The 13,879-nt window shown below is 69.3% G+C and carries 13 protein-coding genes and 1 tRNA gene; 5 read left to right on the top strand and 9 right to left on the bottom strand.

What is annotated here, in order from left to right; genetic code table 11:
* Positions 1 to 14 precede the first annotated feature (14 nt).
* From EDF48_RS16295 to EDF48_RS16285, 3 genes are all read right to left on the bottom strand, one after another.
* Positions 15 to 1,463: an MFS transporter gene (locus EDF48_RS16295; protein WP_243698129.1), complete on the bottom strand. Its 1,449-nt coding sequence runs from the start codon at positions 1,461 to 1,463 to the stop codon at positions 15 to 17.
* A 181-nt stretch (positions 1,464 to 1,644) separates the two neighbouring features.
* Positions 1,645 to 2,262 carry a GntR family transcriptional regulator gene (locus EDF48_RS16290; RefSeq protein WP_131881309.1) on the bottom strand — a complete coding sequence of 206 codons (618 nt, stop codon included), beginning with the start codon at positions 2,260 to 2,262 and terminating at the stop codon, positions 1,645 to 1,647.
* A 14-nt stretch (positions 2,263 to 2,276) separates the two neighbouring features.
* A tRNA-Gly gene (locus EDF48_RS16285) sits at positions 2,277 to 2,350 on the bottom strand.
* Between the two features lie 198 nt (positions 2,351 to 2,548).
* Here EDF48_RS16285 and EDF48_RS16280 point away from each other — a divergent pair.
* Positions 2,549 to 3,697, top strand: a complete 1,149-nt coding sequence (locus EDF48_RS16280; RefSeq protein WP_131881307.1) for a DUF6177 family protein — start codon at positions 2,549 to 2,551, stop codon at positions 3,695 to 3,697.
* Entirely contained in the window at positions 3,687 to 4,034 is a 348-nt protein-coding gene (locus EDF48_RS16275) for a hypothetical protein (RefSeq protein ID WP_123293483.1), read from the top strand. The genes EDF48_RS16280 and EDF48_RS16275 overlap by 11 nt, the downstream gene beginning before the upstream one ends.
* 30 nt (positions 4,035 to 4,064) lie before the next feature.
* Here the strand turns inward: EDF48_RS16275 and EDF48_RS16270 are convergent, their stop codons facing one another.
* The 3 genes from EDF48_RS16270 to EDF48_RS16260 all read right to left on the bottom strand — a co-directional run bounded on the left by EDF48_RS16270 (position 4,065) and on the right by EDF48_RS16260 (position 8,035).
* A complete protein-coding gene (locus tag EDF48_RS16270) occupies positions 4,065 to 6,125 on the bottom strand; it encodes a cytochrome c oxidase assembly protein (protein WP_131881305.1) in 2,061 nt (686 codons plus the stop codon).
* Between the two features lie 107 nt (positions 6,126 to 6,232).
* Entirely contained in the window at positions 6,233 to 6,931 is a 699-nt protein-coding gene (locus EDF48_RS16265) for a DUF6882 domain-containing protein (RefSeq protein ID WP_131881303.1), read from the bottom strand.
* Positions 6,932 to 6,940: 9 nt separating this feature from the next.
* Complete coding sequence (locus tag EDF48_RS16260) at positions 6,941 to 8,035, bottom strand: GNAT family N-acetyltransferase (RefSeq protein WP_165932433.1); 1,095 nt, start codon at positions 8,033 to 8,035, stop codon at positions 6,941 to 6,943.
* A gap of 89 nt (positions 8,036 to 8,124) precedes the next feature.
* Here EDF48_RS16260 and dcd point away from each other — a divergent pair, with 89 nt between their 5' ends.
* The 3 genes from dcd to EDF48_RS16245 all read left to right on the top strand — a co-directional run bounded on the left by dcd (position 8,125) and on the right by EDF48_RS16245 (position 9,693).
* Positions 8,125 to 8,712: a dCTP deaminase gene (gene dcd, locus EDF48_RS16255; protein WP_123339996.1), complete on the top strand. Its 588-nt coding sequence runs from the start codon at positions 8,125 to 8,127 to the stop codon at positions 8,710 to 8,712.
* Positions 8,713 to 8,833: 121 nt separating this feature from the next.
* Complete coding sequence (locus tag EDF48_RS16250; protein WP_165932432.1) at positions 8,834 to 9,349, top strand: helix-turn-helix domain-containing protein; 516 nt, start codon at positions 8,834 to 8,836, stop codon at positions 9,347 to 9,349.
* Positions 9,346 to 9,693 (top strand): HepT-like ribonuclease domain-containing protein, encoded by a 348-nt coding sequence (locus tag EDF48_RS16245; RefSeq protein WP_131844748.1) that lies wholly within the window; start codon positions 9,346 to 9,348, stop codon positions 9,691 to 9,693. Before EDF48_RS16250 ends, EDF48_RS16245 begins: the two co-directional genes overlap by 4 nt.
* 163 nt (positions 9,694 to 9,856) lie before the next feature.
* Here EDF48_RS16245 and EDF48_RS16240 read toward each other — a convergent pair whose 3' ends face one another.
* From EDF48_RS16240 to mmsA, 3 genes are read right to left on the bottom strand one after another with little or no spacing between them, the layout of a single operon-like run.
* Entirely contained in the window at positions 9,857 to 10,960 is a 1,104-nt protein-coding gene (locus EDF48_RS16240; RefSeq protein ID WP_123937388.1) for a sugar-binding protein, read from the bottom strand.
* 52 nt (positions 10,961 to 11,012) lie between these two features.
* The gene (gene mmsB / locus EDF48_RS16235; RefSeq protein WP_131881296.1) at positions 11,013 to 12,305 is read right to left on the bottom strand and encodes a multiple monosaccharide ABC transporter permease; all 1,293 of its coding nucleotides are present in this window, start codon (positions 12,303 to 12,305) and stop codon (positions 11,013 to 11,015) included.
* Positions 12,302 to 13,825, bottom strand: coding sequence for a multiple monosaccharide ABC transporter ATP-binding protein (mmsA, locus tag EDF48_RS16230; RefSeq protein ID WP_123293834.1), 1,524 nt, complete (start codon positions 13,823 to 13,825; stop codon positions 12,302 to 12,304). The genes mmsB and mmsA overlap by 4 nt, the downstream gene beginning before the upstream one ends.
* Between the last annotated feature and the right edge of the window lie 54 nt (positions 13,826 to 13,879).

The raw sequence follows: 13,879 nt of genomic DNA, 5'->3' as shown, positions 1-13,879 counted from the left end.
GGTGGTCAGGTGGGTCAGGCGGTGGTGGTCGAGAGGGCGTTCTCGTTGACGTCCTCGAGCGACCGGCCGCGGGTCTCCGGGGCGAAGCGTGACGCGACCACGAGGACCGCGTACATGACGGCGGCGAGTCCGAAGACGCCGGCGAAGGCCCACGAGCCGTACAGCGCGATCGCGGCGAACGGCATGACCGCTCCGGCGATGTTGCCGATGCCGTTGACGATCGAGGCACCGGAGGCGCGGATCGCGGTCGGGTAGACCTCGGCGGTCCACGCCGCGAGGGTGGTGTTCGTCAACATCGTGAAGAACTGGAACAGGGCGCCGAGCACCAGGATCGCGGCGGTGTCGTTGCCGAAGGCCGCGAACGCCAGGGCGGTGAGGCAGCCGAGGATGCCCGCGACGGCGATGAGGGGCCGTCGTCCGACGCGGTTGGCGAGGAGCGCCGCTGCCGTGCACCCGAGGAGCGATCCGATGTTCATGATCATCGTGTAGAGCAGGCTCTGCGACACCGTGTAGCCACGCTCGACGAGCAGGGTCGGCATCAGGAAGTTCAGCGTGACCTGCACACCGAAGGCCATCCACGAGGCGACGCCGATGGCGATCGTCCGACGGAGCACCAGCTTGTGGAACACCGCTGCGGGCGATGAGTGCAGAGCGACCGGGGGCAGGTCGGCCGGCGTCAGGCGCACCGGGGGAGCGGCGTCGGCGGGCGGGGTGAGCGTGTTCGAGGCGAGGACCGCGAGCGAACGGTTCGCTTCGTCAACCCGCCCCTTCGACAGCAGCCAGCGAGGCGTCTCGGGCAGCTTGCGGCGGTACAGGACGACGAACAGGGCGGGGATCGCGAGGATCACGAACGTCCAGCGCCAGACGTGGTCGTCACCACCGAGCGGGGCGGCCAGCGGGCCGAGCAGCAGCAGGAAGAGGCCGTAGGAGATGAAGTTGCCGATGCCGCCGGCGCCGACGTTGATGGTCGCGATGAGGCCGCCGCGGTACTTTGTGGCCACCATCTCGGACAGCATCGCGATGCCGATCATGAACTCGCCGCCGACGCCGATCCCGACGATGAACCGGCTGACGAGCAGCATGTCGAAGTTGAAGGAGACGGCGCTGAGGAGGCCGCCGAGCGTGTAGACGAGCAGGTTGAGTCCGAGCGAGAACCGCCGACCGTACTTGTCGGCGAGCCAGCCGGCCAGGAACCGGCCGACCAGGCCACCCAGGACGGTGGCGGTGTTGATCGTGGAGAGCTGGACGTCGCCGATGGCGAGCGAGGCCTTGATGTTGGTGGCCATCGCGCCGATGGAGTTCTGTTCGAGCGTGTCGAAGAACTCCCCGGCGAGGATGAGCATGAGGACCCAGAACTGGGCCCGGGTGAAGCCGATCGAGTCGAGGGCGGATCCGACGCCGCCGGAGGACGGGGTGGCGGAGGCGGTTCGGGTTGGTGCGGTGGAGCGGGTTACAGCAGTCATTCGTAACTCCAGCGGGGGAAGAGTGAGGTGGGTGCACCGTGCGGTCACTCTTTTGTATACGAAAAGCTGTTTCGGGCTGGTTTCGAACACGAGACGGTTCGTTACGGCTGCCTGAATCACCTGCATATTCAAGCATCCAGGCAGAGCGTCGCCAAGCTCGCGGGCCGTTTTGTATACGTTCTTACGGGTTCAGGGCCCGGTAGATCGCTTCGTCGCGGCGCAGGTGCTCGTCCATCAGCAGCCCTGCCTGTACCGAGGCGCCGCGCAGGATCGCGCCGGCGACGGCGGTGTGGTCATCGCTGCTCGACGCCACCTCGTCCTGCGTCACGCGCTCGAACGCCCACGCCGTCTGGTGGATCAGGTGGTCGATCATCGTCTCGAGCCGGCTGTTCCCCGAGGCTCGTGCCACCAGCCCGTGGAACGCGAACCGCGGTGAATGCGCGGCCTCGACCTCTTGGTCGGACCGGTGTTCGCGACCGACGGCACGGAGCAGGTCGGCGCAGTCGCCACCCTGGCGACGGGCGGCGAGCTCGGCGGCGAGGACCTCGAGTCCTCGGCGGATCTGCATGAGCTCGATGACCACCTCGGTCGAGGAGTCGGCGACCCGGACGCCCTTGAACTTCTCGGACTCGACGAACCCCTCGGTCTCGAGCTGCCGGAGTGCTTCGCGCACGGGGACCCGCGAGACGCCGAAGCGTTCGGCGAGGGCGTCTTCCTTCAGCCGGGAGCCACGTGCGAGCGTGCCGGCGATGATCTCGGCCCTGATCGCCTTGAGGACAGATGCCGGCTTGGACTCCACAGCACGATGCTAGTTGGAGCGAGTGACGGGAATCGAACCCGCGCTACCAGCTTGGGAAGCTGGAGTTCTACCATTGAACTACACTCGCGCGCCCCGCAGAACGGGACTCGGCAAGCCTAGCGGATTCTCGCCTGGAAGCCAGCCGACCGCGCACCGTACGCCTCCTGTCGGGCGTGTGTCGGGCCTCCCGAGTCTCCGCTGTGAGCACGCCAGCCTGACGGACAGGTGTCGTCCTCGTGTGTACCGTCCAGGGAGTTCCAGCGCCGAAGAACCCGAGGAGGACCGGATGGTCAGGCATCCCCTCATCGACGACGTGGTCGGTCCCGCCATCGTGGTCGAGTCCGCCTCGCCGGTCGTGTGGCTGACGGACGCGCTCGCCTCACTGCTCCGCCGGTCGGCGGACGCCGGCCGCATGGTCGTGCTGCGGACCGGGCGCGAATCCGCGATCACCCCCGCCCTGCGGCACGCGCTCGGTGCCTACGGTGCCGCGTGGGCAGTCGCCGACTTCGACGGGACACTGCGCGACGGCCGGACCGGTGCGGCAGCCTCGGGCATCGAGGACTTCGTGCACCGCGGCCCCGAACTCGTCGGTACACCGTCGCCCGAGCACCCCGTCGCAGCCGACTCCGTCCGCCAGATCAGCATCGACCTGACGCTCCGCCACCACGCCGAGCGTGCCGTGGACATGGGGTCCGCGATCGAGGCCCTGTGCCACACCGTCGGCACCTGCCCCACCCGCTGGGGCACCGCCGAGCCGCTCACCGTGCCGTGGGACCGATGGGTCGTCACGCAGTACGCCAAGCACGAGGCACCCGGGGTCTCGACCTCGTACGCCGTCGGCGAGGGCTTCTCTGCCACGATGACCGCCCACCTGGTCGGTGGCGTCGTCGTCGAGACGATGTCCGCCGTCTTGACCGTGCCCGAGGAGAACACCGACCCGGAGCTCGCGAACCGCCTGTTCGACGCCGTGCAGCAGGTCGCCGACCAGGTCGTGCCCGTCTTCGGTGTGGTGATGCAGCGCCGGGGGGACGCCGACCACCTGATCCGCGCGGTGTCGCACGGCGAGCCGTCGCCGCTCGCCGTCGTCGTCGGACCCGAAGCCTCCGAGTTCCTGGACCGCGACGGGGTCTGGCCGCCACCGCGCACCACGACGGCGACGTTCGGCACCCGGTCCGGGGCAGGCACCCGGTCCGGGGCAGGCGACCGGTCCGGGGCGGGCGACACCGGTGCCGCTGACAGCGACATCGTCGACGGCGGCATGATCGTCCGCTTCGAGGACGGCTGGGAAGCCCTCGAGTCCTTCCTCGACCGCATCGACGAGGACCGCTTCCTGCAGCTCGTCGGCGGAGCGCCCCTCGACCCGGCCCACGACGAGGGCACGCTCGACGGCCACGTGCGGGACGCCCGGGTGGCAGGCGGTCACGGTGCCGCGTGACGTCACCATCCTCTGCCGCCAGCCGGTCGAGCCGCGGGAGGTCGCCGAAGCGCTGCTCCTGCACGACGAGTCCTGGGGCGTCCGAGCCCTCGACGACGGCCCGATGCTGCAGGTCTGCCGCGACGCCACGCACCCGGTGATCACCGTGCTCGGGGTGCGGCGGGTGGACTCGTTCGACGAGGTCGAGCGGATCCTGCCGGACGCTCCCACGATCGCGACGCCACTGTGGTGGGTCGACACCGTCACCCCCGCCGGGGCCGACGGCGAGTCCGGGATCTCGGCGGCGCTCGAGGCCGCGCTCGACCTCGACGCGGTCTGCATCGTCCACGGCGACTGACGGAGCCGACGCGGACGCCGGACGCGCGCGTCAGTCGCGGCGCGCGGTGTCGGTCGCGTTGATCGCCGCCAGGCGTTCGTTGTACGCCTTCAGGTCGGCGTCACCGTCGCGTTCGGCCTTGCGGTCGAGCCGCTTCGCGTCGCGCTTGTCCGTGCGAATCCAGTTCCGCACCACGAGCAGCGCGACGAAGACCATCGGCAGCTCGGAGGCGCCCCAGGCGATGCCGCCGCCGGTGTGCTGGTCGTCGAGCAGCGCGGCGTCGTTCGTCTGGCCGAGTGCGTGGAACCAGTCGATCGCGAACACCGACTGCGAGGTCATCACGGCGACGCCGAAGAACGCGTGGAAGGCCAGCGTCGCGAGCAGCGCGATGATCAGGATCGGGTACGGCGGACGCTTCGGCCCCGGGTCGACGCCGACGAACACCCAGAAGAACAGGTAGCCGCTCAGCACGAAATGGACGACCATCGCGACGTGCCACTCGTGCGACTGCATCGCCGCCTGGTACGCCGGCGTGAAGTAGAACACCACGAGCGACCCGGCGAAGATCACACCCGCGACGGCGGGCTTCCCCATGAACTGCATGTACCGCGAGTGCACGAAGAGCATGAGCCACTCGCGGGCCCCGCGGGAACCGTCGTTGCGGACCGGCAGGGTGCGCATGGCCAGCAGCACCGGGCCGCCGAGCACGAGCGGCAGCGGCACGAACATCATGAGCAGCATGTGCTGGACCATGTGCGACGAGAAGTGGATCATGCCGTACACGGCCGGTCCGGCCGACGTGGTCCAGATGAACAGGGCGCAGCCGATGACCCACGCGATGGTGCGCCCGACGGGCCACTTGTCGCCGCGCTTCCGGAGCTTCCGCACGGCGAGCAGGTACCAGACGGCACCGACGACGGCGAGCCCGAGCCACACCCAGTCGATGTGCCACTGCGTCAGGTACGTGTGCATCGTCTGGGCCGGCGGGAACGGGAACCCGATCAGGCCGGAGCGGGTGTCCTCACCGGTCTCGGGTGTCTGCGGGATCGGCGGCTGCGAGCGGGACACGGCCACCGAGACGCCGATCGCGACGGCCATGAACACGATCTCGGCGAGCGCGAACCGGGTGAACCGACGGCGGTCGAGCGGCGCGCGGAGCAGCCCGGGCACCAGCTTGCGGCGCTGCACGACGCCGGCGATCCCGAGCAGCACCAGGATGACGGCCTTGACCGTGATGAGTGCGCCGTACGGGGTGGTGACGAGGTCGAGCGGACCGGTCAGCCGCAGCGAGGCGTTGACGATGCCGGAGAACGCGACGGCGCCGAACGACCACCCGGCCAGCGTGGAGTAGCGGGAGACCACCCGACCGGTCGTGCCCTTCGTGCGGGTGCGCAGCAGCACGACGGCGACGAGCCCGCCGGCCCAGACGCACACCCCTATCAGGTGGATCGCGAGGGAGTTCACGGCGTTGGCGTGCTCGAGCGAGCCGGCGGCGTGGCCGGACAGTGCCAGGGGGAGCAGGGCGAAGAGGCCGAACACGGTGGCGACGGCGAGCGTCGTGACCCGGGTGGCGAACGCGGCGAGCACGGTCGCGATGAGGATCGCCGCCGCGGAGACCACGAGCGCCTGCCCGATCTCGACCTGGAACGCGAACAGCATGAAGTTGCGGGCGAACACCGGACTGGTGAGCGGGACGCCGAGGGTGTTGGCGCCGGTCAGCACGACGGTGACGGCCGCGGCGAGGAACCAGATCGATCCGGTCGCCGCCGCCCAGCGCGTGGCGCGGTGCTGCACGCTCGAGAGTGCCCGGTGGTCCTTCTTCTGTGCCGGCAGCGCGAACGCGGCGACGATGAGCAGGCCGACGGTCAGCGCCGCCATGGTGTCGTGCACCACGCGGGCGATCGGCAGGCCGTACTCGACCACGTCGCCGGCGGACACCAGCTGCTGGTTCGCGGTGAACGCTCCGGTGATCGTCAGGCCGAGGATCGAGCACGCGACCGCGAGCGGGATGGCGACGACCAGCACGGTCGCGACGGTGGACGTGCGCGCGGTGACGGGCGCGGATTCCGGCGCCGGGCCTCCAGGCTGGGTTGCGGGGGACGTGACGGTCATCAACCTTGTTCCAGGGACGCGTGCGTCCGCGAGACCGCGGACCCTCCATGGTAGGCGGGTCGGTCTGGAGGCGCGGTGTCAGTCCGCAGCGCGCGCTGCGGTCCGCCTCAGGCTCGCGCCGACGACCCCTGCAGGTCGCGGATCCGGCCCAGCTCGTCGAAGTCGACCGTGATGGTCCCGTCCGCCAACGTCAGCGTGCGCCCGTCCCAGGGGACACCGCGGAGCGACGCCCAGCTCCCCACAGCGCGGCGGTGGTCGTGCACCTCGGTCGTCTGCAGGCCCTCACCGAAGACCCGGACCATCCGGGGGACCGTCGGTGGCGCGAACAGCAGGCCCTCGAACAGCACCCAGAGTCGGGAACCTCCGCCGACGTGCCCGCCGAAGCCGAACCACGAACCGGTCGCCAGCCGTGCCGCGATCGACATGTCCCACGCGAACTCGTACCCGGCGTCGGCGGCGTCGGCCTGCCGGTGCTCGCCGAACGGGACCTCGCCCTGCACGAGTTCCGGGATGCCGAGCCGTTCGCCCAGCGCGCGGGTGGCGTTCGCGGCCGCGAGCACCGACGCGGGGTACTGCGACGGGTTCGCCCAGCCCCAGAGCCAGCTGCGCGGCCCCGGTGCGGCCGATCCCAGCAGCTGGATCCGGAACTCGCCCGGGTGCGGCCCGACGAACTGCAGGGTGCCGGCGGCGAGGTCGACGTTCCAGCGTTCGTGGTCGTCGTACCGGTCGGCGAGCTGCAGCTGCGCTTCCCAGGCCAGGAAGACCCCGTCGCTGACCAGATCGTCCATCCCCCGTGAGCGCGTCATGGGGGAACCCTACGCCGGGCGGTGTTCCCAGATCCCCTCGCTGCCGACGCCCACGAACCCGACGGCCTCGTTCACGTCGAGCATCGGGCGGTTCTCCTCGGCGTTGAACGTGATGATCGAGGGGTGCCCCGGGTGGTCGCGCTCGATCGTCTCGATCCCGACGACCTTGAGCAGCCACCCGAGCCGGTGCCCCCGGTGCTCGCGCAGCACGAGGGTGTCGCCCTGCATCACGGGCTGGGCCACGGGCCCAGGGACGGCGAGCTGGGTGAAGCCGACGAGTCCGCCGGACGACACGTCCTCCACGGCGACGGTGCGCATGGTGCGCGGGCCGTCGTCGAGGTGCTGCTCGTGCGTCCGGAGCCGGTCGATCGTCCAGGCGTCCTCGGGCTCGGCCATGTCGCCGGCCGGGGCATCGGTGCTCATCCGGCTCAGGAGGAGTGCGACGTCCGTCTGCCACCGGGACGGAGTCGGTCCGGCCCAGGTGTGCACGCGGTACCGGTCGGCCGCCGCCCGCGTCGCCGCCGCGCGGACGCCGGAGAGCGCATCGGGGTCGGCCGGGAGCTCCAGACGGCTGATCCGGTTCACCTGCCCGAACCGCCACCCCCGGCTCGTCAGGAACCGGGCTCCGGGTTCGTCCTCGGGCACGACGCCGAACCCGGTCGGTGCACGGAGGCACCCGGGGCCCGCTGCGGGGCCGACCTGCCGTGACACGGCGTACGTCTTCCACTGCGTGCGGCCCTGCTGCCTCGCGACCGCTTCGACGTGCTCGGCCAGGAGCGTGCCGATGCCACGGCGCCGGTGCTCGGGCGCCACGCTGACCGCCATCCAGCAGTTCGGGGCGTCCGCGACCGCCTTCGATTCGTACGAGCCGGCCCCCACCGCGGCCCCCTCGTCGTCACGGACCAGGAACAGTCGGCTGGGCGCGTCGGGGTCGATCAGGTACGGCAGCTGTTCCTCGGGCGTCCAGAGCAGTTCCGGCAGTCCGGTGATCGACACCTCGGCGCGGTTCTGCACGTCGACCCACTCGCGGAACGCCCGCACGGTCCCCGGGTCGTCGTCCATCGTGGCGGGGACCACGAGTTCGTGGACGGTGTACGCGGTCATGTCGGTTCCTCCCGGCGGTGCGACGCCGCCCGGCTCCGGACAGCCTCGCAGCATATCGGCGAGGGTCCGCTGCCGCTAGGCTGCACGGCGTGCTGCTCTCCGATCGCGACATCACCGCCCAGCTCGCCGAGGGCCGGATCGGTCTCGACCCCCACGACGCCTCGCTCGTCCAGCCGTCGAGCATCGACGTCCGACTCGACAAGTTCTTCCGGCTGTTCGACAACCACAAGTACCCGCACATCGACCCGGCGGTCGACCAGCCCGACCTGACCCGGCTGGTCGAGACCGACCCGGACGAGGCCTTCGTGCTGCACCCCGGCGAGTTCGTGCTCGGCTCGACCTACGAGGTCGTCACGTTGCCCGACGACATCGCCGCGCGGCTCGAGGGCAAGAGCTCGCTCGGACGCCTCGGGCTCCTGACCCACTCGACCGCGGGCTTCATCGACCCCGGGTTCTCCGGCCACGTGACGCTCGAGCTGTCGAACGTCGCGACGCTGCCGATCAAGCTCTGGCCCGGCATGAAGATCGGGCAGCTGTGCTTCTTCCAGCTGTCCAGCCCTGCCGAGAAGCCGTACGGCTCGGCCGAGTACCAGTCGCGGTACCAGGGCCAGCGCGGGCCGACCCCGTCCCGCTCGGCGCAGAACTTCCACCGCGCGGACGTCTCAGCGCGCCCCTGACCGCGGTCCGTCCGACCCGGAGCGACGTCATCGACGTCGTGCGACATCGATGACGTCGTTCCGGGTCGACACCGCGCGTCATCCAGCGGACGAAATGTCGCATGCTGTGTATCGTTGCAGCATGTCCGCAGTCCCTCCACGTCCGATGCCGACGGTGTCGGCGGCCGCGCTCATCCGTGACGCCCGTGACCGCGCCGAACTGACGCAGGTGCAGCTCGCCCGCCGCGCCGGCGTCACGCAGAGCGTCATCAGCACGTACGAGAACGGCCGACGCGAACCCTCGCTCGCCGCACTCCAGCGCATGCTCCGGGCCGCGGGCTTCACCACGTCGATCGACCTGCTCCCGGTCGAGGACCCACCGCCGCTGCGTGAACGCGTCGCCGCCGCGCGGCAGGACCTGATCGCCGTCGTCGAGCGGTTCGGTGGCCGGAACCCCCGGTTGTTCGGCAGCGTCGCCCGTGGGGACGACGGCCCGGGCAGCGACGTCGACCTGATGATCGACGTCGACGCCGGGCTCGGCATCTTCGCGCTCATGCGCATCCAGGACGGCGCCGAGCGACTGCTCGGCGTGCGCGTCGACGTCGTGGACGCGGCCGGCATGAGCCCAGAGGTCGTCCGACGCGCGGTGCCGCTGTGAGCCAGGAACCGGTGACGCCCCGGCTGGTCGGCGATCGACTCGACGACGTCATCGGCGCGTGCGAGGCCATCGGCCGGTACGTCGGCGACGAGCGGCTGCCCGAGGACCTGGTGCACGACGCCGTCCGGATGCGGTTGGTCGAGATCGGCGAGGCGGTCCGTGTCCTGCCGAGCACCGTCACCGCGAGCGAGCCGGACATCCCGTGGTCGCGGGTGTCCGACCTCGGCGACCGGCTGACCCGGCGCTACTTCGACACCACCCGCGCGGTGGTGTTCGGCACGGCCCGCACCGACGTACCGCACCTGGCCGACGCGGCGCGGCGGTTGCGCGCGACCCGGCCCTGACCCGGCGGGTCGCGCGGGCACCGGACGTGCGTGCACGGCGGACGGGAGGCACGGATCACGACCTGCCCCGGGCCTCCCGTCCGACCGTGGCCGGCCCCACGACGACGCAGGACGGCCCCGTCTCGCCGAAGCGAGACGGGGCCGTCCGTGTGAGCGGGGGAGATCAGCCCTTCTTGGCGAGCTCCTCGAGGGTGTCGTTGCCCTTGTAGGCCTCGACCGCGTTGTCCTTCGTGACCAGGATCGGCGTCAGCTCGACGGCCGGGACGACCTTCGAACCGTTGTCGTTGTTCTTGTCCTTGGTCGTCTTCGGGGTCTTGCCGTCGGCGAGGTCGGACACCAGGTCGATGGCCGCCTGGGCCTCTTCCGTGGTGTTCTTGTAGATCGTCGAGTACTGCGTGCCCTTCATGATGAGCGGGATCGAAGCGGTCTCCGAGTCCTGCCCGGTCACGACGGGGTTGTCCTTGCCGGCGGCCTTGGTCGCGGTGAGGATCGCACGGGCGAGGGTGTCGTTCGGCGACAGGACGCCGTCGAGCTTGGTGTCACCCGTGTAGTACTGGGCCAGCAGGTCGGTCATGCGCGACTGGGCCTTCTGCGCGAGCCAGCCCTGCGTGTTCACCTTGGCGAACGTGGTCTGACCCGAGACGACCTTGAGCGTGCCGTCGTCGATCTTCGGCTGCAGGACGTCCATCGCACCGTTGAAGAACACGGTGGCGTTGGCGTCGTCCGGCGAACCGGCGAAGAGCTCGACGTTGTACGGTCCGTCGCCCTTCTTCTCCTCGAGGCCCTTGAGCAGCGCCTGGGCCTGCAGCTGGCCGACCTTGAAGTTGTTGAACGCGACGTAGTAGTCGACGTTCTTCGTGTTCAGGATGTTGCGGTCCCAGGCGATGACGGTCGTGCCCTGGGCCTTGGCGGCCTTGACCTGCGAGCCGAGCTGCGAACCGTCGGCAGCACCGATGATGATCGCCTTCGCGCCCTTGGTGACCATGCCCGAGATCTGCGACTGCTGGTCGGGGACCGGGTTGCCGGCGTTGGCGTACTGGATGTCGGCCTTGAAGCCGGCGTCCTCGATCGACTTCTTGAACGCGGCGCCCGCGAGCACCCAGTTCTGCGAGGTCTTGGCCGGCAGGGCGACGCCGATGAGGTCGCCCTTCTTGATGGACGAGCCGGAGCCGTCGCCCGAGTCGGAGGTGCCACGAGCCGAGCAACCGCTGAGGGCCAGGCCCGCGACGAGTGCCAGACCGATGCCGGCGATGAGCTTCTTGCGCATGAGAGTGCTTTCTCTTCGTTGAGGTGGTGGTGCTGTGAGGGGAAGGGTTGGACTAGGGGAGGGTGATCTTGTCGGGCTGGTCCTCGATCGAGCGCGGCTGCTGCTGGGCCGCGGGGACCTCGGCTGCGTCCTTGCGCTGGAACTGCCGCATCATGCCGCCGATGAGCGATGGGCGGCCCTGCGACTTCGAGTAGACGTCGAAGGCGACGGCGATGAGGAGCACGAGACCACGGATGATCTGGACCTTGTTGGACTCGATGCCCATCAGCTGCAGACCGTTCGACAGCAGCGCCATCACGAGGCCACCGATGATGGAGCCGGAGATGGTGCCGATGCCACCGGCGACCGCTGCACCACCGACGAACACGGCGGCGATCGCGTCGAGCTCCCAGCCGGTGCCGTCCGCGGGACCCGAGGCGTTCGAGTACCCGACGAACACCATGCCGGCGATCGCGGCGAGGACCGACATGTTCGCCATGACGAAGAAGTTCACCTTGCGGGCGCTGACGCCGGACAGGACGGCGGCGCTGGAGTTGCCACCGACCGCGTAGACCTGGCGACCGAAGATGGTGTTCTTCGTGATGAAGCCGTAGACGATGGTCAGGACACCGAGGATGATCGCGACGATCGGGATCGACGTGCCGACCGGGCCGGCGCCGAACAGGTACGTGGCGACGAGGGTGACGGCGACCAGGATGCCGGTGCGGACGACGGAGACCCACAGCGGCGGGACCTCGGCCTGCATCTTGCGGCGACGGGCACGACCGCGGACCTCGACGATGATCAGGACGGCGATGGTCACGGCGCCGATCAGCAGCGTGCCGTTCGAGAACCCGAAGTCGGGGCCGAAGTCACCGAGGAAGCCGGAGCCGATGGTGTTGTAGGGGTCCGGCGTCGGGACCGAGGTGGACGCACCGATGATCTGGTTCGCACCGCGGAAGATGAGCTGGCCGGCCAGGGTCACGATGAAGGCCGGGACCTTCACGAACGCCACCCAGAAGCCCTGCCAGGCACCGACGAGCGCACCGACGACCAGGCCGAGCACGATCGCCAGCCAGACCGGGAAGTGCCAGACCGACATCGACTGGGCGACGATGATGCCGACGAACGCCGCCACCGATCCGACGGACAGGTCGATGTGGCCCGCGATGATCACCATGACCATCCCCAGCGCGAGGATGAGGATGTAGGAGTACTGCAGGAACAGGTTGATGACGTTGGTGGGCTCGAGGATGAGCCCGTCCGTCATGAACCAGAAGAAGATGACGATCGCGACGAGGGCGATGATCATGCCGTACTGGCCGATCGAGTTGCCCTTGCCGAAGAGCAGTTTCAGGTTGTTCATGAGACGGGAGCGCCCTTCCGCGCGGAGGTCATGCTGCGCATGAGCGTTTCTGGATCGGCCTGGTCCGCGGGGACGTCGGCCGTGATCTGGCCCTCGAAGATCGTGTAGATGCGATCGGAGAGGCCGAGGAGTTCGGGGAGCTCGGAGGAGATCAGGATGATGCCCTTCCCCTGTGCTGCGAGCTGCTGGATGATGCCGTAGATCTCGAACTTCGCGCCCACGTCGATGCCGCGGGTCGGTTCGTCGAGGATCAGGATGTCCGGGTCGGTGAACATCCACTTGGACAGGACGACCTTCTGCTGGTTCCCGCCGGAGAGCTTCCCGACGTTCTCCTCGACGCTCGGCACCTTGGTGCGGAGCATCTTCCGGTACTTCTCGGCGACGTCGTACTCCTCGATGGAGTCGACGACGCCGCCCTTCGAGATCTTCTGCAGATCGGCGGAGACGGTGGACCGCTTGACGGTGTCGAGCAGGTTGAGGCCGAGGGCCTTGCGGTCCTCGGAGACGTAGCCCATGCCGTTCTGGATCGCCTGCTGGACGTTCGTGACCTTGATCTCGTGGCCGTCCTTGATGATCTCGCCACCGAGCCAGGTGCCGTAGGAGCGACCGAACAGGCTCATCGCGAGCTCGGTGCGGCCGGCGCCCATCAGGCCCGCGAAGCCGACGATCTCGCCACGCTTGACGTGGAAGTTCGAGCCCTTGCAGACCAGGCGGCTGGCGTCGAGCGGGTGCTGCACGGTCCAGTCGCGGACCTCGAAGAAGGTCTCGCCGATCTTCGGGGTGCGGTCCGGGAACCGGCTCTCGAGCGACCGGCCGACCATGCCGCGGATGATGCGGTCCTCGTTGACGCCGTCGCCCTTGACGTTCAGCGTCTCGATGGTCTTGCCGTCACGGATGATCGTGATCTCGTCGGCGATCTGCTCGATCTCGTTGAGCTTGTGGCTGATGATGATGCTCGAGATGCCCTTGGCCTTCAGCCCGACGATCAGGTCGAGCAGGTGCTGCGAGTCGTTCTCGTTCAGGGCCGCGGTCGGCTCGTCGAGGATGAGGAGCTTGACGTCCTTGTGCAGGGCCTTCGCGATCTCGACCAGCTGCTGCTTGCCGACACCGATGTTCTTGATCTGGGTGTCCGGGTCGTCGGCCAGGCCGACGCGGGCGAGCAGGTCCTGCGCGCGGAGCTGGGCGCTCGTCCAGTCGATCACGCCGAACTTGCCGGGCTCGTTGCCGAGGAACAGGTTCTCGGTGATCGAGAGTTCCGGGATCAGCGCGAGCTCCTGGTGGATGATCACGATGCCGGCCTGCTCGGACTGCTTGATGTCCTTGAAGCGGACCTCTTCGCCCTCGTAGACGATCTCGCCGTCGTAGGTGCCGTAGGGGTAGACGCCCGACAGGACCTTCATCAGGGTCGACTTGCCAGCGCCGTTCTCGCCGCAGATCGCGTGGATCTCGCCGGCGCGGACGTTGAGGGAGACCTCGGACAGCGCCTTGACACCAGGGAACTCCTTGGTGATCGAGCGCATCTCGAGGATGGTCTCGGGTGCGGTGATCGACCGGGTCTCGAGGCCGGTGTCGAT

Origin of the sequence: Curtobacterium sp. PhB191 (assembly GCF_004346515.1) — a bacterium.
Classification (GTDB): Bacteria; Actinomycetota; Actinomycetes; order Actinomycetales; family Microbacteriaceae; genus Curtobacterium.
Note: the sequence above shows the minus strand (reverse complement) of the source record. Positions and strands in the feature narration are given on the sequence as shown.